Origin of the sequence: Cupriavidus pauculus (assembly GCF_022179805.1) — a bacterium.
Classification (GTDB): Bacteria; Pseudomonadota; Gammaproteobacteria; order Burkholderiales; family Burkholderiaceae; genus Cupriavidus; species Cupriavidus pauculus_E.
Window position 1 is genome coordinate 653,027 of the sequence record NZ_BPUO01000001.1, and the last position, 25,820, is coordinate 678,846.

15 protein-coding genes are annotated in these 25,820 nt (G+C 66.1%); 9 read left to right on the forward strand and 6 right to left on the reverse strand.

Annotation, left to right across the window (positions count from 1 at the left end; genetic code table 11):
- The first annotated feature begins 148 nt into the window (after positions 1-148).
- The 3 genes from MFF62_RS03220 to bamE are packed head-to-tail and all read left to right on the forward strand — an operon-like array spanning position 149 to position 6,641.
- Complete coding sequence (locus MFF62_RS03220; RefSeq protein WP_404990604.1) at positions 149-1,915, forward strand: autotransporter assembly complex protein TamA; 1,767 nt, start codon at positions 149-151, stop codon at positions 1,913-1,915.
- On the forward strand, positions 1,915-6,054 hold the full coding sequence (locus MFF62_RS03225; protein ID WP_238259834.1) for a translocation/assembly module TamB domain-containing protein: 4,140 nt from the start codon (positions 1,915-1,917) through the stop codon (positions 6,052-6,054). Before MFF62_RS03220 ends, MFF62_RS03225 begins: the two co-directional genes overlap by 1 nt.
- Positions 6,055-6,092: 38 nt before the next feature.
- The gene (gene bamE / locus MFF62_RS03230; RefSeq protein ID WP_238259836.1) at positions 6,093-6,641 is read left to right on the forward strand and encodes an outer membrane protein assembly factor BamE domain-containing protein; all 549 of its coding nucleotides are present in this window, start codon (positions 6,093-6,095) and stop codon (positions 6,639-6,641) included.
- A 171-nt stretch (positions 6,642-6,812) separates the two neighbouring features.
- Here bamE and metG read toward each other — a convergent pair whose 3' ends face one another.
- Complete coding sequence (gene metG, locus MFF62_RS03235; protein ID WP_238259846.1) at positions 6,813-8,882, reverse strand: methionine--tRNA ligase; 2,070 nt, start codon at positions 8,880-8,882, stop codon at positions 6,813-6,815.
- Between the two features lie 307 nt (positions 8,883-9,189).
- Positions 9,190-9,825 (reverse strand): YiaD family glycine zipper/OmpA-like lipoprotein, encoded by a 636-nt coding sequence (locus tag MFF62_RS03240; RefSeq protein WP_238259847.1) that lies wholly within the window; start codon positions 9,823-9,825, stop codon positions 9,190-9,192.
- A 397-nt stretch (positions 9,826-10,222) separates the two neighbouring features.
- Between MFF62_RS03240 and apbC the strand changes: the two genes are divergently transcribed.
- From apbC to MFF62_RS03260, 4 genes are all read left to right on the forward strand, one after another.
- Positions 10,223-11,311, forward strand: a complete 1,089-nt coding sequence (gene apbC / locus MFF62_RS03245; protein WP_238259849.1) for an iron-sulfur cluster carrier protein ApbC — start codon at positions 10,223-10,225, stop codon at positions 11,309-11,311.
- A 132-nt stretch (positions 11,312-11,443) separates the two neighbouring features.
- Positions 11,444-12,019, forward strand: coding sequence for a superoxide dismutase family protein (locus MFF62_RS03250; RefSeq protein ID WP_238259851.1), 576 nt, complete (start codon positions 11,444-11,446; stop codon positions 12,017-12,019).
- Positions 12,020-12,174: 155 nt separating this feature from the next.
- On the forward strand, positions 12,175-12,741 hold the full coding sequence (dcd, locus tag MFF62_RS03255) for a dCTP deaminase (protein ID WP_238259853.1): 567 nt from the start codon (positions 12,175-12,177) through the stop codon (positions 12,739-12,741).
- A gap of 142 nt (positions 12,742-12,883) precedes the next feature.
- Positions 12,884-15,148: an arginine/lysine/ornithine decarboxylase gene (locus tag MFF62_RS03260; protein WP_238259854.1), complete on the forward strand. Its 2,265-nt coding sequence runs from the start codon at positions 12,884-12,886 to the stop codon at positions 15,146-15,148.
- A gap of 137 nt (positions 15,149-15,285) precedes the next feature.
- Here MFF62_RS03260 and MFF62_RS03265 read toward each other — a convergent pair whose 3' ends face one another.
- The 4 genes from MFF62_RS03265 to ppc form a co-directional block, all read right to left on the reverse strand.
- The gene (locus MFF62_RS03265) at positions 15,286-17,016 is read right to left on the reverse strand and encodes a TRAP transporter large permease (RefSeq protein WP_238259856.1); all 1,731 of its coding nucleotides are present in this window, start codon (positions 17,014-17,016) and stop codon (positions 15,286-15,288) included.
- Positions 17,016-17,558: a TRAP transporter small permease subunit gene (locus MFF62_RS03270; RefSeq protein ID WP_238259858.1), complete on the reverse strand. Its 543-nt coding sequence runs from the start codon at positions 17,556-17,558 to the stop codon at positions 17,016-17,018. Before MFF62_RS03270 ends, MFF62_RS03265 begins: the two co-directional genes overlap by 1 nt.
- Before the next feature lie 313 nt (positions 17,559-17,871).
- Positions 17,872-19,281: an argininosuccinate lyase gene (argH, locus tag MFF62_RS03275; RefSeq protein WP_238259860.1), complete on the reverse strand. Its 1,410-nt coding sequence runs from the start codon at positions 19,279-19,281 to the stop codon at positions 17,872-17,874.
- A gap of 239 nt (positions 19,282-19,520) precedes the next feature.
- Positions 19,521-22,541, reverse strand: a complete 3,021-nt coding sequence (ppc, locus tag MFF62_RS03280) for a phosphoenolpyruvate carboxylase (RefSeq protein WP_238259862.1) — start codon at positions 22,539-22,541, stop codon at positions 19,521-19,523.
- A gap of 148 nt (positions 22,542-22,689) precedes the next feature.
- On the opposite strand from ppc, the gene hemC reads away from it, so the two are divergent.
- Both hemC and hemDX read left to right on the forward strand, forming a co-directional pair.
- Positions 22,690-23,682 carry a hydroxymethylbilane synthase gene (gene hemC, locus MFF62_RS03285; RefSeq protein ID WP_238259870.1) on the forward strand — a complete coding sequence of 331 codons (993 nt, stop codon included), beginning with the start codon at positions 22,690-22,692 and terminating at the stop codon, positions 23,680-23,682.
- 10 nt (positions 23,683-23,692) lie between these two features.
- Positions 23,693-25,819 (forward strand): fused uroporphyrinogen-III synthase HemD/membrane protein HemX, encoded by a 2,127-nt coding sequence (hemDX, locus tag MFF62_RS03290; protein ID WP_238259872.1) that lies wholly within the window; start codon positions 23,693-23,695, stop codon positions 25,817-25,819.
- Position 25,820: the final 1 nt, after the last annotated feature.

The following is a 25,820-nucleotide window of genomic DNA, read 5'->3' on the forward strand; positions in this document are numbered from 1 at the left end:
CCTTGTGGCACCGGCGGTGTGGTCAAATAGCGACTTGATTCGAGAGCCACAAGGACGGATGACGATTGCTTCGGGCCGCCTGGCCGGACCAACCGCCGCAGCACAGCCGAACGGAGCCCGCGCCGAGGCCCACTGGCTGGCCCGCGCCATGGCCGCCCTGGCCTTCGGGCTGATGCTGGTGGCTCCCTGGCCGCTCGCGCATGCCGCCAAGGCCCAGTACAAGGTCGAGATCGACGCGCCCAAGGCGCTCAAGGACATCCTCGAGGAGCACCTCGACCTGGCGCGCTACACCTCCCGCACCGATATTTCCGACGACCAGTTCCAGTACATGGTGGAAACCGTGGGCGACCAGGTGCGCCAGTTCGCGTCCACCGAGGGCTGGTTCGACCCGGTCACCAAGGCCACCGTGGAAGGCGAAGGCGACAAACGCGTAGTGCACATCAGCGTGGACCCCGGCGCGCGCACGCTGATCCGGCGCGCGGACGTGGAGGTGAGCGGCCCGGCTGCCACCCAGTCGCCGGAGCAGGTGGAACAGATGCGCAAGAAGTGGGGCCTGCCCGTGGGCGATCCGTTTCGGCAGGCCGACTGGGACAAGGCCAAGGACGAGGCGCTGGTGCAGCTGCAGAGCAAGAGCTACTACGGCGCGAAGCTGGCGTCGTCGCAGGCGCGCATCGAACCCGACGAGCAGGCTGCCGATCTGACCGCGAAGTACGACAGTGGCCCGGCCTACGTGCTGGGGCCGCTCGAGATCGAAGGCACGCGCCGTTATCCGGCGCAGATCATCCGCAACGTCAACCCGCTGAACGAGGGCGAGCCGTATCGCGTGGAACGGCTGCTCGAATTCCAGCGCGCGATCCAGAACCAGCCGTATTTCTCGAACGTACAGGTGGAACTGGACGAGCCGCCGGCCGCCACGTCGGCCGAGGCCGCCGCGCAGCAGCAGACCGTGACAACGCCCGTGCGCGTGAAGGTGCGCGAATATCCGACGCACCGGCTCAGTTCCGGCGTCGGCTACACCACCGATACCGGCGCCCAGGTGGAAGGCCGCTATTCCTACTACAACCTGTTCAATCGGGCCTGGGTGCTCGATTCGCAGGCGCGCATCGAACAGAAGCGCCAGTACGCGTTCATGGAAATGGCGATGCCGCCCGATCCGCACACGTACCGCAACAGCATCTACACCAGCTACGAACGCACCATCGACATCGAGAGCACCGACACCAAGAGCTGGCGCGGCGGCTTGAAACGGTCGCGGTCGCGCGAGAAGTACGACACCACGGTGTCGCTGGACTTCTACTACGACATCCTCACGCCGTACGGCCAGCCGGCGCAGTACTCGAAGGCCCTGGTGCCCGCGTTTGCCTGGACGCGCCGCGATGTGGACAACCCCGTGTTTCCGCGCCGGGGCAACGTGATCAACACCCAGATCGGGGTGGCGGCCAAGAATGTGTTGAGCGATGCCACGTTCCTGCGCCTGTACGGCCGCATCCGCCAGTACGTGCCGGTGGGCAACCGGGACCTGATCGTCGCGCGGCTGGAACTGGGCGCCAACATCACGTCGGACGACCCGTCGCTGATTCCGGCCACGCTGCGCTTCCGCGCAGGCGGCACCGATTCGATCCGTGGCTACAGCTACCAGTCGATCGGCACGCCGAACGGCCAGAGCGTGCTGCCGGCGCGCTACCTTGGCACCGGCAGCCTGGAATACCAGTACTGGTTCAAGCCCGACTGGGGCGCGGCGGTATTCTGGGACATGGGCACTGCCACCAATAACCTCGACGGCATCACGATCTACCACGGCGTGGGTGTGGGCGCGCGCTGGCGCAGCCCGGTGGGGCCGGTGCAGCTCGATATCGGCTACGGCATCCAGCAGAAGCAGTTCCGCCCGCATATCTCGCTTGGGGTGGCTTTCTGATGAACATGCCGGACATGCCATCGGTGCCGCGCCAGGACCCCAACGCGCCACGCCAGCCTGCCAAACCGCGCCGCCGCATCTGGAAGATCCTCGGATGGACGCTGGCCGTGCTGCTGGTGCTGGTCATCGCGCTGGCCGCAACCGTGGTGGCGGCGCTGCGCACCGAGGCCGGCACGCGCCAGCTCTGGAACGTGGCCACGCGGCTTTCCTCCGGCATGCTGTCCGGCCAGCTCGATGGCGGCACCGTGGCCAACGGTCTGCGCTTGCACGACGTGGTGTTCGCCAGCGGCGAGACGCGCGTGACGATCGACCGGATCGACACGAAATGGCAGGTGTCGTGGTCGCCCGCGCGGGTGCATGTGGAATGGCTGCGGCTGGGCAAGATCGACGCGCGCCTGCCGGCATCGGCACCAAGCACCGAGCCCGCGCGCATGCCGCAGTCGCTGGAACTGCCGCTGGCGGTGGACGTCGACGCGCTGACCATCGGCGAACTGTCGCTGCTGCAGGGGCCGCCCGCCACGGCCAGCCCGCTGGTGCTGTCGGACCTGTCCGGCGCGCTGCATAGCGATGGCCAGCGCCACCGGGTGGTCGTCGACAAGCTCGTCACGCCCTACGGCAAGCTGCAGGCCAATGCGCAGATCGGCGGCAAGGCGCCGTTCCCGCTGACGGCTGAGGCGCTGCTGGAGGGCAAGTGGAAGGAAGAAACTTATGCGGTGTCGGCAACGGTGAGCGGATCGCTGGAGACCTTGCGCGCCGAGCTGGAAGCCAATGGCGACCGCATCCGTGCGCGCGGCAATGCCGACGTGACGCCATTTGGCAAGGTGCCGTTCACGCACCTGATTGTCGATGGCGAACGGATCAACCCGCGCCTGTTCAGCCCCACCGCGCCGCAGGCCAATCTGACCGTGCATGCGGAATTGCATCCCGTGGAATCGGTGGCGCCCCCGCCCAAGGTGGCTCAGCCCACGCCGGGCCAATCGACGGCCAGCGCCGTGGCCGCCGCCTCGGCAGCATCGGCCTCGGCGCCCGTGCCCACGCCGGCCGCGCCCACCGCCCATCCGCTTGCCGTGGCGGGCGAGGTGTCGGTGCGCAACCTCGAACCGGGCCCGATCGACAAGGAGCGGCTGCCGGTGCATAGCGTGCAGGCGCGCGTGGAACTGAGCGAGCAGACGCAGACGCTGCGCGACCTGCGCATCGCGCTGCCGGGCCGGGCCGAGATCGTCGGGCAGGGCACGCTGAATGGCGGCCGGGGCGGTTTCGATCTCGATGTGCGGCGGCTCGATGCGGCCGCGCTGCATACCGGCATGGTCACCACGAACCTGTCGGGGCCGGTCATCCTGCGGCTGGAGCCGGGTCGCCAGAGCGTGGCGCTGGACGTGGCGGGCGGCGAGATCAAGCTGTTCGCCGATGCCAGGATCGACGAGGACGCGGTAACGCTGACGGCGCTGCGCGCAGGGCTTGGCAGCGGCACGCTGGTGGCGGACGGCAAGCTGGGCCTGAAGGACGAGCAGCCGTTCGACTTCAAGGGCAAGCTGACCAACTTCGACCCGGCGCGGCTGGCCAAGGTGGCGCCGGGGCGCATCAATGCCGAGTTCTCGACCAAGGGATCTCTGGCCCGCGTGCTGCGCGTGGCCCTGGATTTCTCGCTGGGCGAAAGCGAGTACGCCGGGCTGCCGATGACCGGCAAGGGCCGCGTACTGCTGGAGGGCGAGCGGCTGCTGCCTAGCGAGGCATCGCTGCTGATGGCCGGCAACCAGGTGAATCTGAAGGGCAGCTTCGGCGCACGCGGGGACAGCCTCAAGGTCAATGTCGATGCCCCGCAACTGGACCGCCTGAAATTCGGCGTGGGCGGCCGCGCCAAGGTGGATGCGGTGGTCACAGGCACGCTGAAGAAGCCCGAGGTGGTGGGCGACTACAGCGCGCAGGCGCTGGTGGTGGGGCCGCACAAGGTGGCCAGCGCCAGCGGCCATGTGGAACTGCGCGGCGGGCTGGACGGCACGCTGTCGGCCCAGTTGGCTGCGCGCGACTACCAGGGCCCGCAGGCATCGATCCGCACGCTCGACGCCAACCTGGCGGGCACGCAGGGCAACCATACGTTCGACGCCAAGGCCGCCGGTACGCTGCATGGGCGCCAGACGCAGCTCGCGCTGTCGGGGCAGGGCGCCTGGCGCGGCGACCAGGGCTGGAACGGCACGATTCGCACGCTCGAGGAACGCGGCACGGCCAATGTCCGGCTGGTGTCGCCGGCGCAGTTGCTGGTGGCCGACAAGCATATCCGGCTGGGCCAGACGCGGCTGCAGTTCGAGCGCGCGACGATGAGCATCGAAGGATTCGAGTTCGATCACGGCCGCATCCGTACGCAGGGCAACTTCAACGGCGTGGAGGTGGGCAACATCCTCAAGACGATGGAGGCGTTCACCGGAGAATCGCAGCCGATTCGCTCGGACCTGGTGCTCGACGCCAACTGGAACCTGAATCTCGCGGAAACGGCGACCGGGTTTGCCGAGATCCGGCGGCGCAGCGGCGACGCCTCGGTCAATGCCGGCCGGGGCTGGACCACGCTGGGCCTGGGCGAAACCGGGTTGCGGGCTGACTTCAGCGGCAATCGCATGACGCTGCGCGGCGGTACCACGTCGCAGCGGATCGGCAAGGTGGCGGTGGATGCATCGGCCGGGCTCGTCAACGAACAGGGCCTGCTGACGGTGGGGCCGGCATCGACGCTGGGCGGCACGGTTACCGCCGACATTCCGCGCCTGAAGTCGCTGGAGGCGCTGACCGGGCCTCAATACGCGCTGGAAGGCAAGCTGGCCGCCGCGCTGCGGCTGGCGGGCACGGTAGGCAATCCGCTGCTGACCGGCGCGATCGACGGCAGTGGCATCGGCATCACGCTCTATGACCTCGGCATCCGGCTCACCGATGGCGAGGTGCACGTGGTGCTGGACCAGAACACGGTGGAACTCAAGCAGGTGCGCTTCCGTGGCGGCGACGGCACGCTGACGGCCACCGGCGCGGTCAAACTGGGCGAGACCGATCCGAACCTGACCGGCCGGATCGTGGCGGACAAGCTGCAGCTATTTGCCAGCCCCGAGCGCACGCTGATCGTGTCTGGCGAGGCCGGCATCGCCAACGAGAACAAGCAGGTGGCCATTCGTGGCAAGTTCCGCGTGGACCGCGGGCTGTTCGACCTGCCCAAGTCCAGCGCGCCGGTGCTGGGCGACGACGTGGTGGTAGTGCGCCGCAAGGACGAGCGCGAGCTCAAGACGGCCGCCACGCCGGTGGTGCCGGAGGCCAAGCCGGCCAGCCGCTTCAGCCCGCTGATCGACGTCACCATCGACCTGGGCAACGACTTCCGCTTCCGGGGCGCGGGGGCCGATATCTTGCTGGCAGGCCAGCTCGGCATCAAGAGCGAGCCGCTGTCGCCGATGCGGGCCACCGGCACCGTGCGCGTGGTGGATGGCACGTACGAGGCGTTCGGGCGCAAGCTCGACATCGATCGCGGCACGTTCAACTTCAATGGCCCGATCGACAATCCGAACGTGCTGATCCGCGCCATGCGCCGCAACCAGGAAGTGGAAGCCGGCGTCGAGGTCACGGGCACGGTGCGGCTGCCGCGCGTGCGGCTGGTGTCGGAGCCCAACGTGCCCGACGAGGACAAGCTGTCGTGGCTGATGTTCGGCTACGGCGCGGAGAGCGCCGGGTCCAGCCAGCAGCGCCAGTTGAGTGGCGGTGCGCTGGGTGGGGCGGCACTGGGCATGATCGGCGGCAAGGCCGGCAAGAGCGTGGTGTCGCACTTCGGCATCGACGAATTCTCGATTGGCCCCAGCACGGCGGGCCTGAACGACCAGCAGGTGGTCAGTATCGGCAAGTCGGTGACCGACCAGATATCGGTGGGCTACGAGCAGAGCCTGACCTCGGCTTCGAACGTGGTGAAGCTGACCTGGGCGTTCTCGCGGCGCTGGTCGCTGATTGCCAAGGGCGGGTCGATCAACGGCTTGTCGGTGCTGTTCAACCGCCGCTTCACCAACTGGAGTACGCTGTTCTCCGGCAGCCCGGCGCGGCGCAGCAATGCCGCCGCCGATGCGGCCGTGGAAGGCGCCAGCGCGCCGGCCGGAGACCCCGTCGAGGCGATCAAACGATGAAACCACTCAACCACGCGTCTCGCAGACGCCTAGCTGCCATGGGACTGATTGCCAGCCTGCTTGCCCTGTTTGGTTGCGACCAGCGCAAGGTCGACGAAGCGATGAACAAGGCGAAACAGGTGGCTGGCGACACGTGGAACAGCGTGAAGCCCGACAGCCAGCTGTTCAAGGGTATCGAGTTGAGCAAGTCCACCGAGGACGATGTGCGCCGCCAGGCCGGCAAGCCCGAGATCGTCTGGGAAGAGCCCGACGGCGGACGCCGGCTGGAATATCCGCGCGGCCCCGAGGGCGCCACCACGTGGATGGTGACCACCAACGGCGACGGCACGGTACGGTCGATCGAGCAGGTGCTGACCGCCGAGAATTTCCAGAAAGTGCGCCCCGGCATGAACAAGGACCAGATCCGCCGCATGCTCGGCAAGCCGACCAAGGTGGAGGCGTTCCGGCTCAAGCAGGAAGAAGTTTGGGGCTACAGATGGTTCGAAAGCCCGACGGATCGGGCTTTCTTCAATGTGCACTTCAACAACGAGGGCACGGTGACGACGACGTCGAGAAGCGACGATCCGTCGAAGCGGCAGGGCGGCTGAAACTCCCCTCTCGGTTTTCTCCCCTCTCCCGCATGCGGGAGAGGGGCGGGGGAGAGGGCGGGCGGTTCAAGCTCTAAACACGCATGTCACAGGCGACACGCTTGCCCTCTCCCCCAACCCTTCTCTCGCGGGGCGGGAGAGGGGAGCAACCAATCGGCAGGCTAATCCGCCTTAGCGAATCCGCATCCCCGGCACAGCGCCGCTGTGCGGTTCCAGGATATACAGCCCCGGCGCGGCCTTCTCGTCCGCGGCCGACGCGGCCAGGACCATGCCTTCGGACAGGCCGAACTTCATCTTGCGCGGCGCCAGGTTAGCCACCACCACGGTGAGCTTGCCCTTGAGCTGTTCCGGCGTGTAGGCCGACTGGATGCCCGAGAACACGTTGCGCGTCTTGCCTTCGCCCAGGTCCAGCGTCAGTTGCAGCAGCTTGTTCGAGCCTTCCACCGCCGTACAGTCGACGATCTTGGCCACGCGCAGGTCGATCTTGGCGAAATCGTCGATCGTGATCGTGTCCGCAATCGGCTCGATGGCTGCCGTGCCGGCGGCCGGAGCGGCCGGGGTGGCTGCAGCTTGCAGCGATTCCTTGTTGGCGGCCAGCAGCGCATCAACCTGCTTGGTGTCCACGCGGGTCATCAGGTGCTGGTAAGCCTGGATCGGACGGTCGGCCGACAACTGCTTGTCGATGGCGCGCCAGTCGAGCGGCTCGACATTCAGGAACGCTTCCACGCCGGCGGCCACGGTCGGCACCACGGGCTTCAGGAATACGGTCAGCAGGCGGAATGCTTCGAGCGATACCGAGCAGGCGGCATGCAGCGCATCGCGCTTGCTGTCGTCCTTGGCCAGTTCCCACGGCTTGTTGGTATCGACGAATGCATTGACCGTATCGGTCAGCTCCATCACCAGGCGCAGCGCCTTGCTGTACTCGCGGCCTTCGTAGAACGCGGCCACCTGCGGCGCGGCCTGGCGCAGCTGTTCCAGCAGCGGGTTGGCCAGCGCGGCCTCGTTGACCTTGCCGTCGAAGCGCTTGACCAGGAAGCCGGCCGCACGGCTGGCGATATTCACGTACTTGCCGATCAGGTCGCTGTTCACCCGCGCGACAAAGTCGTCCAGGTTCAGGTCCAGATCTTCCATGCTCGCGTTGAGCTTGGCGGCGAAGTAGTAGCGCAGCCATTCCGGATTCATGCCGGTGTCGATATAGCTCTGGGCGGTGATGAACGTGCCGCGCGACTTGCTCATCTTGGCGCCATCCACGGTCAGGAAGCCGTGCGCGAAGACGTTGGTCGGCGTGCGATAGCCCGAGAACCGCAGCATCGCCGGCCAGAACAGCGTGTGGAAGTACAGGATGTCCTTGCCGATGAAGTGGTACTGCTCGGCCGTCGAGTGCGGGCCGACCCACGCATCGAAGTCGATGCCGCGCTTCTGCGCCAGGTTCTTGAAGCTGGCGTAGTAGCCGATCGGCGCGTCCAGCCACACGTAGAAGTACTTGCCCGGCGCGCCCGGGATCTCGAAACCGAAGTAGGGCGCATCGCGCGAGATGTCCCAGTCGGACAGCGTCGAGGCTTCGCCTTCGGCGCCCAGCCATTCCTGCATCTTGTTGCTGGCCTCGGGCTGGGCCAGGTCGGCCACCCACTCGCGCAGGAACGTCTCGCAGCGCGGATCGGACAGGCGGAAGAAGAAGTGCGTCGACGACTTGCGTACCGGCGTGGCGCCGGACACCACCGAGTACGGGTTCTTCAGGTCGGTCGGCACGTACGTCGTGCCGCATACTTCACACGAATCGCCGTACTGGTCCTTGGCGCCGCACTTCGGGCACTCGCCCTTGATGAAGCGGTCCGGCAGGAACATGTTCTTGACCGGGTCGAAGAACTGCTCCACGTCGCGCTCGGCGATCAGGTCCTGGGCCTTCAGCGACAGGTAGATCTTCTCGCAAAGTTCGCGGTTTTCCTCGGCGTCGGTGCTGTAGTAGTTGTCAAACGACACCAGGAAGCTGTCGAAATCGCGCTTGTGTTCGGTCCAGACGCGGTCGATCAACTGCTTGGGCGTGATGCCTTCCTTTTCCGCGCGCAGCATGACCGGGGTGCCGTGTGTATCGTCGGCGCCGACGTAGTACACCTCGTTGCCCATCATGCGCTGGAAGCGCACCCAGATGTCGGTCTGGATGTACTCCACCAGATGGCCGATGTGGATCTGGCCGTTGGCGTACGGCAGGGCAGAGGTAACAAGAATGCGGCGTGCGGTCATGAAGAGAGCCGGTCAGTGATGTCGATGCGCGCCCGGCGGCTGCCGGACGAAGGAACCGGCTATTTTAGCGCCTGCCCGCGCGGATTGCTCGAAATGGCGGCCAACGGGGCACATTCGCCCGCGAATCGCGGCGAAACGGTGAATGTGCGCGGGCTTTCGAAGGCGAACGGGCAAAAAAAAGCGCCGGTTAGGTACCGGCGCAGCTTTCCACAACGGAAAAGGAGGAGAAATCAGGTACCGCCCGGGAGGTCAGCCACCCATCGCGAGCCAGCAACGGTGGCAAGCGGTACCTGAACTCTATGACTGGTCACCCAGAAATTGGTTTCAAGAAAATTTCGACTCGTCGATTTTGTGCACGTCCGGCCTCGGTGGCGTTGTCCGCCACGGGCTGCGTCTGGCCCCGGCCTTCGGCGGTCAGGCGGTTGCGGCCCACGCCGTGATCACCAAGGTAGGCGGCCACGCTCTGGGCGCGGCGCTGCGACAGTTGCATGTTGTAGCTCGGGTTGCCGGTGCTGTCGGTATGGCCGACGACGTTGGCTGCCACGTCCTGGTGCTGGCTCAGCGTCTGCGAAACCTGGTCCAGCACGCTGCGGAAGGTCGGCTTGATCGTGGCGCTGTCGGTATCGAACGTTACCTGGCTCGGGATGTTGACCTTCAGCGACCCGTCCGGCTGCTCGGTGATCTGGGTGCCCGTGCCCGCGGTGTCCTTGTTCAGCTTGCCGCGGATGGCATTCCAGTTGTACCCGGTGGCGCCGCCCAGCGCGCCGCCCACGGCCGCGCCTACCAGCGTGCCGGTGGTGTTGCCGCCGATCAGGTTGCCCAGGCCAGCGCCAACAGCAGCGCCCACCCCGGTACCGACCGCGGTGTTGGTCTGCTGTTCGGTGGCGCAGCCCGCGAGGGCCGCAGCGGCGACGATCGAGACGGTAACGAGCTTGAAGTTCATGCTTTCTCCTTCTGGTGATACCCGAAAATGTTTGGCCAACGCCATGCCGCATGGTAACGCCTGCCGCCTGGTGCCGAGCACCGCGCGACAAGTTTCAACAATGCGTATTAAAACGCTCAGGGCGCGCGGTGGGCGGACGCCAGCGGCCGCAATGCGCCCGAGAGTGGCGCACTACAATAGGCACATGGCGGCGGACGCACAAGCCCGCGGAGTGTGAGAGATGTAAATGTTCGTAAATCCACACTTAATCAAGGGTTAAATCACCTTGTCGCAAAGCTGCACGGGACCTGCTACCGTGGCCGTGCCATAAGAATCGCGGGTTCGGCTGTGTGCAGGTTCTTTTGCTACATTACGCGCCTCGCTTCCCCACTATTCCATTTCCAGAGCGGAGTCTGTCTTGAGCCTCACCATTGAACAGGTAACCGAAGTCCTGCGTACCGTCATCGATCCCAACACGGGCAAGGACCTAGTCTCCACGCGATCGGCGCGCAACGTCCGGGTCGACGGCGCCAACGTGTCCGTGGAAGTGGAGCTTGGATATCCTGGCAAGAGCCAGTTCGACCTGATCCGCAACCTCGTGACCGATGCCGTACGCCGACTGGACGCGTCGGCCAACGTCAGCGTGGCGGTGTCGATGAAGATCGTCGCCCACGCGGTGCAGCGCGGCGTGAAGCTGCTGCCGGGCGTGCGCAACGTGATTGCCGTGGCATCGGGCAAGGGCGGCGTGGGCAAGTCCACCACGGCCGTGAACCTGGCCCTGGCGCTGGCCGCCGAGGGCGCGCGCGTCGGCATGCTCGATGCCGATATCTACGGCCCCAGCCTGCCGATGATGCTGGGCATCAGCGGCCGCCCGGAGTCGACCGACGGCCAGACCATGGCGCCGCTGCAAGGCCACGGCCTGCAGGCCAACTCCATCGGTTTCCTGATCGAACAGGACAATCCGATGGTGTGGCGTGGCCCGATGGTGACGTCGGCGCTGGAACAACTGCTGCGCCAGACCAACTGGAGCGACCTGGACTACCTGATCGTCGACATGCCGCCGGGCACCGGCGATATCCAGCTCACCCTGTCCCAGAAGGTGCCGGTCACGGGTGCGGTCATCGTGACCACGCCGCAGGACATCGCGCTGCTGGACGCCCGCAAGGGCCTCAAGATGTTCGAGAAGGTCGGCATCCCGATTCTCGGCATCGTCGAGAACATGGCGGTCTACTGCTGTCCGAATTGCGGTCATACCGAACACATCTTCGGTGCCGGCGGTGCTCAAAAAATGAGCAGTGACTATCACGTCGACGTGCTGGGTAGCCTGCCGCTGAACCTGTCAATCCGCGAGCAGGCCGATTCGGGCCGCCCGACGGTGGTGGCCGAGCCGGACGGCGAGATTGCCGCGATCTACCGCGAAATGGCGCGCAAGGTGGCGATCAAGGTTGCCGACAAGGCGCGGGACATGAGCAACAAGTTCCCGAGCATCGTCGTCCAGAACACCTGAACGTCTGACAGGCAACAAAAATGGGACGGTCTCCGACATTGTCGTGACAGGCAACTGTCCTACAATCCACACGGCAGACGTCGACGTCCACGCGCATCCATCGCGCTCACAAGCAAGAAGAGGAGGAACGGCATGAAACGGGTACTTTTCGGATTGACCATGGGTGCTGCCGCCGTGCTGGCAGCGGGATGCGCGGATACGGCCAAGAGCCCGACTGCCGCGCCGATGGCCAGTGCCGCCCCGGCTGCCCCGGGGGCTACCCGGGCCGCTGCCGCGCTGACGCCCAAGAGCGGCACCAACACTGGTGGCCGCGTCACGTTCGAGCAGCAGCCGGGTGGCGGCGTGATGGTGGTGGTGGCCGTGACCGGCCTGCCGCCGGGCACCACGCACGGCTTCCATGTCCATGAAAAGGGCGACTGCTCGGCACCTGACGCGATGAGCGCGGGCGGTCACTTCAACCCGGGCGGTAAGCCGCATGGGCAGATGACCATGCCCGACCACCACGCCGGCGACATGAACAACCTGACGGCCGACTCGGCCGGCAACGCGCGTGCCCAGTTCCTGATGAGCGACGTCACCGTGGCGCCGGGCCCCAACAGCGTGGTTGGCCGGGGCGTGATCGTCCACAAGGATCCGGACGACTACCGCACCCAGCCGACCGGTAATGCAGGCGGCCGGATTGCCTGCGGGGTGATTGCGGCTTCGTAAGCGGCCCCGTTTCCCTGTTTTGCTCCCCTCTCCCGCCGTGCGGGAGAGGGGAGGCAGACATCGCGGGAGATGAGGCGATATGGTTGTACAATGCGCCCCATTCAAGCGGCGCCGGGCATGGCCGGCCAGCCGTCCGTCCATTCCGCCAAGTCTATATGAGCATCAAATCCGACAAGTGGATCCGCCGCATGGCGGAGCAGCACGGCATGATCGAACCGTTCGAGCCCAATCAGGTACGGGAATCGGACGGTCGCAAGATCGTTTCCTACGGCACGTCGAGCTACGGCTACGACATCCGGTGCGCCAACGAATTCAAGATCTTCACGAACATCAACAGCACGATCGTCGATCCGAAGAATTTCGACGAGAAGTCGTTCGTGGACTTCAAGGGCGATGTCTGCATCATCCCGCCGAACTCGTTCGCGCTGGCCCGCACGATGGAGTATTTCCGTATTCCGCGCAGCGTCCTGACGATCTGCTTGGGCAAGAGCACGTACGCGCGCTGCGGCATCATCGTCAACGTGACCCCGTTCGAACCGGAATGGGAAGGCTATGTGACGCTGGAGTTCTCGAACACCACGCCGCTGCCGGCCAAGATCTACGCGGGCGAAGGCTGCGCGCAGGTGCTGTTCTTCGAGTCCGACGAGATCTGCGAGACCTCGTACAAGGACCGGGGCGGCAAGTACCAGGGCCAGCATGGCGTCACGCTGCCGAAGACCTGACGACCTGTCATCTTCCTGAAGCACAATATCGGCGCCTGACCGGCGCCAGACCTGTCGAACGAGCCACATGTCGCCGCTGCGGGAACCTTCCGCCGGCCATGTGGCTCAAGTCTTTCCAAGCACCGTCATCAAGGATTGCCCGATGAAATTCCGCTTCCCCGTCATCATCATCGATGAAGACTTCCGTTCCGAGAACATTTCCGGCTCGGGCATTCGCGCGCTGGCCGAGGCCATCGAACGCGAGGGCATGGAAGTGATGGGTCTGACCAGCTATGGCGACCTGACATCGTTCGCCCAGCAGTCCAGCCGGGCGTCCACGTTCATCGTGTCGATCGACGACGATGAATTCGTCCGCGCCGACGACCAGCCCGAGGCCGCCGCCATCGAGAAGCTGCGCGCGTTCGTGAACGAGGTGCGCCGCCGCAACACCGACCTGCCGATCTTCCTGTATGGCGAGACGCGCACGTCGCGCCACATTCCGAACGATATCCTGCGCGAGCTGCACGGCTTCATCCACATGTTCGAGGACACCCCCGAATTCGTGGCGCGCCATATCATCCGCGAAGCCAAGGTCTACCTGGACACGCTGGCCCCGCCGTTCTTCAAGGCGCTGATCGACTACGCGCAGGACAGCTCGTACTCGTGGCACTGCCCGGGCCACTCGGGCGGCGTGGCATTCCTGAAGAGCCCGGTGGGCCAGGTGTTCCACCAGTTCTTCGGCGAGAACATGCTGCGCGCCGACGTCTGCAACGCCGTGGAGGAACTGGGCCAGCTGCTGGACCACACCGGCCCCGTGGCGGCATCGGAGCGCAATGCGGCGCGGATCTTCAATTCCGACCACATGTTCTTCGTGACCAATGGCACGTCGACGTCGAACAAGATGGTCTGGCACGCCAACGTGGCGCCGGGCGACATCGTGGTGGTGGACCGCAACTGCCACAAGTCGATCCTACACGCGATCATGATGACCGGCGCGATTCCGGTGTTCCTGATGCCCACGCGTAACCACTACGGTATCATCGGCCCGATTCCGAAGAGCGAGTTCGATCCGGAGACCATCCGCAAGAAGATCGCCAACCACCCGTTCGCCAGCAAGGCCAAGAATCAGAAGCCGCGCATCCTGACGATCACGCAGGGTACGTACGACGGCGTGCTGTACAACGCCGAACAGATCAAGGACATGCTGACGTCGGAAATCGACACGCTGCACTTTGACGAAGCCTGGCTGCCGCACGCCGCGTTCCACGACTTCTATCGCGACATGCACGCGATTGGCCGTGACCGCCCGCGCAGCAAGGACGCGCTGGTGTTTGCCACGCAGTCCACGCACAAGCTGCTGGCCGGCCTGTCGCAGGCGTCGCAGATCCTGGTGCAGGACTCCGAGACCCGCAAGCTGGACCGCTATCGCTTCAACGAGGCGTACCTGATGCACACGTCCACGAGCCCGCAGTACTCGATCATTGCGTCGTGCGACGTGGCGGCGGCGATGATGGAAGCGCCGGGCGGCACCGCGCTGGTCGAGGAAAGCATCCAGGAAGCACTGGACTTCCGCCGTGCCGTGCGCAAGGTGGAAGCCGACTACGACGTGGCCAACAACGGCGACTGGTGGTTCAAGGTCTGGGGCCCGGACACGCTGGCCGAAGAGGGCGTGCCCGACCGCGAGGAGTGGATGCTGCAGGCCAACGAGCGCTGGCACGGCTTTGGCGACCTGGCCGATGGCTTCAACCTGCTGGACCCGATCAAGGCCACGATCATCACCCCGGGCCTGGACGTGGACGGCGAGTTCAGCGACCGCGGCATTCCGGCGGCCATCGTCACCAAGTACCTGGCCGAGCACGGCATCATCATCGAGAAGACGGGCTTGTACTCGTTCTTCATCATGTTCACGATCGGCATCACCAAGGGCCGCTGGAACTCGCTGGTGACCGAGCTGCAGCAGTTCAAGGACGACTACGACCAGAACCAGCCGCTGTGGCGCGTGCTGCCCGAGTTTGTCGGCAAGTATCCGCAGTACGAGCGCATGGGCCTGCGCGACCTCTGCGACGCGATCCATAGTGTCTACAAGGCCAACGACGTGGCCCGCGTGACCACCGAGATGTACCTGTCGGACATGGAACCGGCGATGAAGCCGTCGGACGCCTGGGCGATGATGGCCCACCGCGAGATCGAGCGCGTGCCCGTGGACGAGCTGGAAGGCCGCGTCACCGCCATCCTGCTGACGCCGTACCCGCCGGGCATTCCGCTGCTGATTCCGGGCGAACGCTTCAACCGCACCATCGTGCAGTACCTGAAGTTCGCGCGCGAGTTCAACAAGCTGTTCCCGGGCTTCGAGACCGACATCCACGGCCTGGTGGAAGAAGAGGCCGATGGTCAGACGGCGTACTTCGTGGATTGCGTGAAGCAGTAAGCTATCCAAGCACCAAGAAAAAACCCCCGAGCCGCAAGGCCGGGGGTTTTTTGTTTTCTTGCGCCCCTCTCCCGCGCAGCGGGAGAGGGGCCGGGGGAGAGGGCCAGCGCATCAATCACCGGCCACGCCCCATCCAATTACTTGCTCTTCTCGAACTGGAACTGCGGCGCTGCCGGTTCGCTGTCGCTGCTGCTGCCCGGCAACTCCAGCGTGCCCGGCGTCGAGGCGGCTCCCCCTGGCTTGCTGTCGGCGTCCTGCCCGCCAAGCGGGATACTGACCTCCGCCGAACTGCTGTGCTTGAGCGACCCCTTGTCGAGCAATCCGGTCACCATGCCCGGCCAGAACATCACCATCAGCACCATCACCAGTTGCAGGCCCACCCAGGGCAGGGCGCCCCAGTAGATGTCCGAGCTCTTGACTTCCTTCGGCGCGATGCCGCGCAGGTAGAACAGCGCGAAGCCGAACGGCGGGTGCATGAACGAGGTCTGCATGTTCACGCACAGCATCACGCCGAACCAGACCAGCGCCGCCGTGGCGGCTGCCTCGGGGTTGCCGCCCATCGAATCGGCCACCACCGGCGCCAGGATCTTCACGGCCACCGGGGCCAACATCGGCACCACGATGAACGCGATCTCGAAGAAGTCCAGGAAGAACGCCAGGAAGAAGATGAACAGGTTGACGACGATCAGGAAGCCAACCCAGCCGCCCGGCAGCGAGGTGAACAGATGTTCCACCCACGCGCCACCGTCCACGCCCTGGAACACCACCGAAAAGCAGGTGGAGCCGATCAGGATGAACACGACCATCGCGGTGATACGCGCGGTGGACTGGTAGGCCTCTACGATCAGCAGGCGCAGGTCGGTCAGCTGGCCGGCGCGGATCAGGATCCACAGCAGCACCAGGTAGGCCAGCGCCAGCGGAATCCGGAACGCATGCGAGCCGAACGCGAAGAAGCCGACAGCAGCCGCCACCGCCGTCGCGGCAATGCCGACGCGGTAGATGTTGCGGTCGATCTTGTTGAAACCCTTGGCGCGGATCACAGCCAGCACCAGCGCGCCAACAGCGCCCATCGCGCCCGATTCGGTTGGGGTGGCGATACCGAGCATGATCGTGCCCAGCACCAGGAAGATCAGCACCGCGCAAGGGATGATGCCGCGCAGGCACTTGGCCCACAGCGGCCAGCCACGCAGCGTGCGCGCTTCCTCGGGCACCGGCGGCAGCCAGTCGGGCTTGATGCGGGTCAGGATGAACGTGTACAGCGCGAACAGCAGGATCTGGACGACCGACGGACCCCAGGCGCCCAGGTACATGCTGCCCACGTCGGCGCTACCGGCCGGCGTCTTGAGCTGGTCGGCCAGCACCACCAGCACCAGCGACGGCGGCACCAGCTGGGTGATCGTGCCCGATGCGGCCAGCACGCCCGTGGCGTATTTCATGTTGTAGCGGTAGCGCATCATCACGGGCAGCGAGATCATCGCCATGGCGATCACCTGCGCCGCCACCGTGCCGGTGATCGCGCCCAGGATAAAGCCGACGATGATCACCGAGTAGCCCAGGCCGCCGCGCACCGGACCGAACAACTGGCCCATGGAGTCGAGCATGTCCTCGGCGAGCCCGCATTTCTCCAGGATCGCGCCCATGAAGGTGAAGAACGGAATCGCCAGCAGCAGCTCGTTGGCCAGCACGCTGCCGAACACGCGGCTGGGCACGGCCTGCAGGAACTGCACCGGGAAGTAGCCCCATTCGATGGCCAGGAAGCCAAAGGCCAGGCCGACCGCCGAGAGCGAGAATGCGACCGGGAACCCGATCAGCATGAATACCACCAGGCCGCCGAACATGAGCGGCGGCATATATTCCAACGGAATCATTATTGCACCGGCCTTTCGTATTTCGATTCGATGCGCACCAGGCCCTTGAGGGCGGCGAAGCGCTTGATCAGTTCGGAAATCCCCTGCAGCGTGAGCAGGGCAAAGCCGATGGGCACCACGAGCTTGATCGGGTATCGGGGCAGACCGCCCGAGTTGCCCGACTGCTCCAGGATGCGCCACGAAGGCAGGAACAGCGATTCCCACGACAACCACGTAAAGAGGATCGTGGACGGCAGCAGGAACACCACGATGCCGAAGATGTCGATCCAGTGCTGCGCGCGTTCGGACACGTTGCCGTAGATCAGATCCACGCGCACGTGCTCATTGCGCTGAAACGTATACGAGGCGCCGAACATGACTGCAATGGCAAACATGTACCACTGCAGTTCCAGCGGCCAGTTGTCGCTCAAGTTGAAGCCGTAACGGAGCAGGGCGTTCCCTGCGCTGACCAGACACGACAGCAGGATCATGATGTTTGCAAGCCTGCCCGTGTGCTGGTTCAACCTGTCGATCTGCCGTGACAGACCAAGCAAGTAATTCATGGGTTGTCTCCCCCTGTTCTAATGCGCCGGTTAGTGTATCTGTAACAAATTATGTGGGGGCTAGGGGATTGTCCTAGCGGTCTGCGATGCACCCACGGTTTCTCCCCTCTCCCACCTGTGGGAGAGGGTCTGGGGGAGAGGGCCCGGCGGTGCAAATTGCGATGCCGTGGCAAGCAGAGCCGCTGGCCCTCTCCCCCAACCCCTCTCCCGCGAGGCGGGAGAGGGGAGCCCGGCCTGGTGAGCGTACAGACGAAAAAAAGCCGCTGGCCCTCGGGGCTCAGCGGCTTTTTTACGACGCAGTCTTACGTGAAACTTACAGCGTCTTGCGTGCGGCGGCGATGGCGGCGCGGACCTGGTCGGGGGCGGTGCCGCCGATGTGGTTGCGCGATGCGACCGAACCTTCCAGCGTCAGCACGGTGTGCACGTCATCACCAATCAACGATGCCTTGTCGCCCAGGCCGGAAACCTGGCGCAGCTCGTCCACGGTCAGGTCGGCCAGGTCGCAGTGGCGGTCGTCGCAGGCGCGCACGGCGTGGGCCACGGCCTCGTGGGCGTCGCGGAACGGCAGGCCGCGCTTGACCAGGTAGTCGGCCAGGTCGGTGGCGGTGGCGTAGCCCTGCAGCGCGGCGGCGCGCATGGCGTCGGGTTTGACGCCGATGCCGGGCACCATGTCGGCGAAGATGCGCAGCGTGTCCACCACGGTGTCCACCGTGTCGAACAGCGGTTCCTTGTCTTCCTGGTTGTCCTTGTTGTAGGCCAGCGGCTGGCCCTTCATCAGCACCAGCAGGCCGTTCAGGTGGCCGTACACGCGGCCGGTCTTGCCGCGCGCCAGTTCGGGCACGTCCGGGTTCTTCTTCTGCGGCATGATCGAGCTGCCCGTGCAGAAGCGGTCGGCGATGTCGATGAAGCCGACGCGCGGGCTCATCCAGATCACCAGTTCCTCGCTGAAGCGCGAGACGTGGGTCATGATCAGCGACGCGGCAGCCAGGAATTCGATCGCGAAGTCGCGGTCGGACACGGCGTCCAGCGAATTGCGGCACACGCCGTCAAAGCCCAGTTGCTGGGCCACGAATTCGCGGTCGATCGGGTAGCTCGTGCCGGCCAGCGCGGCGGCGCCCAGCGGCAGGCGGTTCACGCGGCGGCGGCAGTCGGCCATGCGTTCGGCGTCGCGCGTGAACATTTCCACGTAGGCCATCAGGTGGTGGCCAAAGGTCACCGGCTGGGCCACCTGCAGGTGCGTGAAGCCCGGCAGGATCGTGTCGGCGTTCTTCTCGGCCAGGTCCAGCAGCGCGCCACGCAGGTCGCCCAGCAGGCCAATGATGTTGTCGATCTCGCTACGCAGCCACAGGCGGATGTCGGTCGCCACCTGGTCGTTCCGCGAGCGGCCCGTGTGCAGGCGCTTGCCGGCGTCGCCCACCAGGGCGGTCAGGCGCGCTTCGATATTGAGGTGGACGTCCTCGAGGTCGAGCTTCCATTCGAATGCGCCGGCCTCGATCTCGCCACGGATCTGCGTCATGCCGCGCTCGATCTCGGCGCGGTCGGCCTCGGCGATGATGCCCTGCTTTGCCAGCATGGCGGCGTGCGCCAGCGAGCCCTGGATGTCGAACAGCGCCAGGCGCTTGTCGAAGAAGACCGACGCAGTGTAACGCTTCACCAGGTCGGACATCGGTTCGGAGAAGCGGGCGGACCAGGCTTCGCCTTTCTTGGCAAGTTGGGAGGTCATGTCAGGGGCAGGGCGGAAAATCGGAAACGGCGATTATATCGCTTGAAGACTTGCGAATCGCCGCTGGTTGGTTCCCCTCTCCCGCGCGCGGGAGAGGGGTTAGGGGAGAGGGCCAGCGTTTCAAGATGCGGCAAAGGCAATTTGAACCGCTTTGCCCTCACCCCCGGCCCCTCTCCCGCCGTGCGGGAGAGGGGAGCAAACCGGCGGGAGAAGGGATGAAAGCGACTAAAAAAGCACAATCAACCGCTGTTCCGCAGCCCAGCCGCTACCCCATTAATCGTCAAGTGGATCCCGCGTCGCACGCGCACATCGTCGGCGTCCTTGCCGGCGCGGTAGCGCTTGAGCAGTTCCACCTGCAAGTGGTTCAGCGGGTCCAGGTAGGCGAAGCGGTTCTTGATCGAGCGGGCCAGCAGCGGATTCTCGGCCAGCCGTTCCGCGCGGCCGGTGATCAGGCTCAGCATGTCGCAGGTCAGGTGCCATTCGGCGCTGATGCGCGAGAACACGGTCTTGCGCAGCGCGGGGTCATCGCACAGCCCGGCATAGCGCGACGCCACGGCCAGGTCGGTCTTGGCCAGCACCATGTCCATGTTCGACATCAGCGTGCGGAAGAACGGCCAGGTCTTGACCATGCGCTTGAGCGTGGCCACGGCGGCCTTGCGGGCCTTTTCGTCGGGGGCGGCGTCCAGCATCGCCTTGACCGCGCTGCCAAAGCCGTACCAGCCCGGCAGCAGCAGGCGGCACTGGCCCCAGGAGAAGCCCCACGGAATTGCGCGCAGATCCTCGATCTTGCGGTTCTTCTTGTCCATCAGCTTGCGCGATGCCGGACGCGAACCCAGGTTCAGGTCAGCAATCTCGGTGATCGGCGTGGTGGCGAAGAAGTAGTCCTTGAAGCCCGGGGTCTCGTAGACCAGGTTGCGATAGGCCCGGAACGCGTGGTCGGACAGCTGCTGCATGATGCCTTCGAACGAGCCCAGCCCGGCCGGCGCGTTCTGCGTGGGCAGCAGCGAAGCCTCCAGCGTGGCCGCGATCACCGTTTCCAGGTTGCGCCGGCCGATCTCGGCGTTGGCGAACTTGCTATTGATGATTTCGCCCTGCTCGGTCAGGCGGATCTGGCCGTTCACGGTGCCCGGCGGTTGCGACAGGATGGCCTCGTAGGTCGGGCCGCCGCCACGGCCCACGGTGCCGCCGCGGCCGTGGAACAGGCGCAGCTTCACGCGGCGGTCCTCGAACAGCTTCACCAGCGCCAGCTCGGCCTTGTAGAGCTCCCAGTTCGACGTCAGGAAGCCGCCGTCCTTGTTCGAATCGGAATAGCCGAGCATCACCTCCTGCTCGACGCCATGATGCTTGATCACGGAATCGAAGCCCGGCAGGTCCAGCAGGCTCTGCATGATGCCGGCGGCGTTGCGCAAATCCTCGATGGTTTCGAACAGCGGAATGACCATCAGCTCCATGCGGGCCGGATCGGTCTTGCTGCCCAGCGTGCCGCGCAGCATGCCGGTTTCCTTCTGCAGCAGCATCACTTCCACCAGGTCGGACAGCGTCTCGGTGTGGGAAATGATGTAGTTGCGGGCCACGCGATTGCCGTAGCGGGCGCGCAGGTCGCGGGCCATGGCGAAGATGGCCAGTTCGTTGCGCGTTTGCTCGGAATAGCCGTGCCACGGTAGCGTCAGCAGGCGCGGCTGGCGCAGTTCGGCCAGCAGCAGCTCCACCTTGCGTTCCTCGGGCAGCGCGGCGTAGTCCGGCGCAATGCCGGCGGCCTTGAACAGTTCGGCGATCACGGCCTCGTGCACGTCGGACACCTGGCGCATGTCCACCGATGCCAGGTGGAAGCCGAAGATGGCGATGGCGCGCACCAGCGAGTCGATACGGCCACGGGCCAGCGCCTCGCCGTGATGCAGGCGCAGCGAATCGAGCACGATCTGCACGTCGGCCGCGAACGCCTCGGCGTTGTCGTACGGGGCCACGTCGGCCACCGGATGGCGCTGGGCCACATGGCCGGTCAGGCGTTCGGTAGTAGCCGCCAGGCGGGCGTAGATGCCGATCAGCGCGCGGCGGTACGGTTCGTCGGCGCGGTGTTCGGAATGGTCGGGCGATGCCTCGGCCAGCGCCAGCAGTTCCGGGCTGGCGTCCACCATCAGCGACGACAGTGGCAGCTCGGCGCCCAGCGCATGCACTTCGTCCAGGTACCACTGCATGATCAGCGTGGACTGCTGCTGGGCGGCGTGCTCCAGCGTTTCGGCGGTGACGTTCGGATTGCCGTCGCGGTCGCCGCCAATCCATGAACCCATCTGCAGGAACGGCGCCAGCGGCGCCGGTGGCGAACCGGCCTTGCCTCGGCGCGGGAAGACCGCGGCGATGTCTTCTTCCATTTCCGCCATCAGGCGCGGAATGCCCTCCAGGAACGTGGTGCGGTAATAGGAGAGTGCATTCTCGATCTCGTCCACCACCATCAGCCGCGTGTTGCGCAGCATGCGGGTCTGCCATAGCGTGGTCACCCGGGCGCGCAGTTGCGCCGTGTTGTGGTCGCGCTCGCGCGCCGTCATCGGCAGGTCGCGCTCGGCCAGCAGGCGGGCGATCTCGCGCTCGGCGTCGAGGATGGACTTGCGCTGTACTTCGGTCGGGTGCGCAGTCAGCACCGGCATGATCAGCGCGCCGTCCAGGAACTCGCGCAGTTGCTTACCGGTCACCCCGGCCGCATCGATGGCCTGCAGCGCGCGGGCCAGGCTGCCCGGCTGCGGCGGCGATCCGGCCAGCGCATGCACGCGGCGGCGGCGGTTGTGGTGCTGGTCCTCGGCGATATTGGCCAGGTGCGAGAAATAGCTGAACGCGCGCACCACCGAATTGGTCTGGTCGCGCGACAGGCGCTTCAGCAGGCGGTCCAGCTCCGCGCCGGCGGCGCGGTCGTTCTCGCGGCGGAACCGCACGGCGGTCTGGCGGATGGTTTCCACCAGTTCAAAGGCGGCGTCGCCTTCCTGCTCGCGCACGCAGTCGCCCAGCAGGCGGCCCAGGAAGCGGATGTCCTCGCGCAGCGGCACGTCCTTGTCGGCGGTGCGCCGGGCCGGTGCGACGGTATTGCCTTCCGGGGTCACCACGGACAGCGTGGGCTTGCCGGCAGGCTTGGCATTGCGGGTGGGGGCTTTCCGGGGGGTGGCACCAGGGGTGGTGCCGGGCACGTCATGCTGGCCTGAGGCTGGCTTAACTGACTTGCGGCCGGTGGACGATCGGGCACGGCCGGGGGCGCGCGCAGCAGGCTGCGTCATTCAATATCTCCTCTTCTGCGTTGCTTATAGGTATCGATCTCCCGACACGCCGTGCCGGGTTTCGACCGGCATCAACCGCGTGCCGGAAAGTCACTTTGGATCTGGCAATCTGGCGGTTTTGCGAGGGGGTGCGTGCTAACATGCGCGCATGCAAGCACCTGCCCAACCGTCTTCTTCCGCTGCAGCGTCAAGCAGCATGCCACATAAGCTCGTCATCGCCTCGCGCGAAAGCCGGCTGGCGATGTGGCAGGCTGAATATGTGCGTGCTGCGTTGCAACAATACTATCCCCAATGCGATGTGTCCATTCTTGGAATGACGACAAGGGGTGATCAAATTCTCGACAGGACCCTGTCCAAAGTAGGCGGCAAGGGGCTGTTCGTGAAAGAGCTGGAAGTTGCCATGGCCGAAGGCCGTGCCGACCTGGCCGTCCATTCGCTTAAGGACGTGCCGATGGAGCTGCCCGAGGGGTTTGCGCTGACCGCCGTGATGGAGCGCGAAGATCCGCGCGACGCGTTGGTCTCGTCGCAATTCGCCTCGCTCGACGAGATGCCGGCCGGTACGGTGGTCGGTACGTCGAGCCTGCGGCGCGAGGCCGCGCTGCGCAGCCGCTACCCGCATCTGGTGATCAAGCCGCTGCGCGGCAATCTCGATACCCGCCTGGGCAAGCTCGATCGTGGCGAATATGGCGCGATCATCCTGGCTGCGGCCGGGCTGAAGCGCCTGGGCCTGGGAGAGCGCATCCGTGCGCTGATCGAGCCCGACAGCTCGCTGCCCGCCGCCGGACAAGGCGCGCTGGGCATCGAGATCCGCGCCGACCGTCCCGAACTGGCCGCATGGCTGGCGCCGCTCAACCACATGCCGACAATGCTGGCGGTATCGGCCGAACGCGCGGTATCGCGCCGCCTGGGCGGATCCTGCCAGGTGCCGCTGGCCGCCCATGCGCGCTGGCATGACGCCACGCTGCAGCTCGATGCCTTTGTGGGCATGCCCGACGGCACGCGCAATGTGCGCGCCCATGCCATGGCACCGGTGGATTCGGTGCAGGCCGCCGAGCAACTTGGCGCGGCCGTGGCGGGCGACCTGCTGGGGCAGGGTGCCGACGCGGTACTGGCCGCGCTGTCGACGGCCGGACCTGCCTGAGGATCGCCCGATGCCCCGCCCGACCGTCGTAGTCACGCGACCCGCCGGGCAGTCCCGGCAATTGACCGAGGCGCTGCAGGCCGCCGGTCTCGATGTGCTTGGCTTTCCGCTACTGGCCATCGGCCCGGCCTCCGACGACGCACCGCTGCGCGCGGCGCTGACCCGGCTGGCCGACTATGCGCTGGTGGTCTTCGTCAGCCCGAATGCCGTGTCGTTCGCGCTCGATGCACTGGCCCAGGTACAGGACACCGCCGGCCAGGCGCAATGGCCCCGGGAAGTGCCCGTAGCCGTGGTCGGGCCGTCCAGCGTGGCGGCACTGGCCGAGCGCGGCATCGCCCCGCCCACGCACACCGTGGTCGCTCCGGTCGGCGCGCAGGCGGGCGAGGGGAATGGCGAAGGCGGCGCGGAAAGTGCCGACGCCGCGCCACGATTCGATTCCGAAGCCCTCTGGTCGCAACTGGACACCACCCCCGGCGCCTTTGCCGGGCGCCGCGTGCTGATCATTCGCGGCAATGGCGGCCGCGATTGGCTGGGCGACCGCCTGCGCGAAGCGGGCGCCACGGTCGACGCCGTGGAAGCGTACAACCGTACGCTGCCGGAGCCCACGGGCATGCAATGGCAGGCCGTGCGTGACAGCCTCAAGGCCGACGCCCCGCCTTACGCCTGGCTGCTGACCAGTTCCGAAGCCGTGCGCAACCTCGACGCCCTGGCGCGCCTGCACCTGTCGCCTCAGGAACACGAACGCCTGAAGCAGATGCAGTGCGTGGCGCCGCATGCGAGAATTGCCGCGCAGGCTCAGGCGCTGGGTTTCGCCCATGTATTGCCCGCGGCGCCCGGCGATGCCGGCCTGCTGGCCGCGTGCACGCAGTGGGGCAATGCCCATGCGGGGCCCGCGGCGCCGCTGGCCGCACCCGTATCCGCGCCGGTGGCAACGGCCCCGGCCAGCGTCGTACCGGTGCCGGCGCCCGCGCCGGCAGCCACAGAATCAACAGGGTCCTCCGGACCCACGACAACGAAGGTCGAACGCGTGACGCCAGACACTACGTCCCCTCCGTCGAGCCAGGCCGCACCGTCCGGTGCCGCCGGCACGCCTTTCGCCACGCACGCCCCCGCGTCGCATGCCGGCAGCCGGCGCAACATGACAGCCTGGTGGCTGGTTGCCGTGGTCGTGGTGCTGGCCATTGCGGGCGGCTTCTTCTGGCTGCAGATGCGCGTGGAACACCTGACGCAGGAACTCGCGCGGCGCCAGCAGAGCAACGACACGCTGGTGCAGGAAACGCGCGTGCTGTCGAAGAACGCCCAGGACACCGTCAAGGAATTGCAGGCCAAGGTGGGTGCGCTCGACGGCCAGGTGGTGGAGGCGCGCGACAAGCAGGCCGCGCTGGAACAGGTCTACCAGGACCTGATGCGTAACCGGGACGACTGGGAAATCGCCGAAATCCAGCAACTGCTGACCAACGCCGGCCAGCAACTGCAGCTCACCGGCAGCGTGCAGGTGGCGCTGGCCGCGCTGCAGAGCGCCGACGCGCGTCTGGCGCGTTCCGACAAGCCGCAGTACAACCAGTTGCGCCGCGCCATCGCGCGCGACATCGCCCGCATGAAGGCGGTGCCCGATACCGACCTGACCGGCGCGGCCATCAAGCTCGACGAATCCATCAACCAGATCGACGCGCTGCCGCTGCTGTCCGGCGAACGGATGCTCGACCGCGTGCCGGGCGAGAACGGCAAGCCTGCCGTACCCGAGGCCAAGGGCGCGTCGGCGCCGGCCGCCACGGGCAACGTGCTGACCCGCACATGGGATTACGTGCTGGCCGAGCTGGGCCAGGTGATCCGCGTGCGCAAGGTGGACGACACCAATGCGCTGCTGCTGTCTGGCGACCAGGGCTGGTTCCTGCGTGAGAACGTCAAGCTGCGCCTGCTGAACGCGCGGCTGGCGCTGCTGTCGCGCAACGAGCCGGTGTTCCGCAATGACCTGGCCGCGGCCCAGGCGATGATCGGCCGCTATTTCGATACCCGCTCGCGCCGCGTGCAGGGCGTGCTGACGCTGCTCAAGCAGGCCCAGGCCAGCGCGGTGAGCGTGTCGTTGCCAACCATGGCCGAAAGCCTTGGCGCGCTGCGCGCGCTGAAGAAGGAGTAGC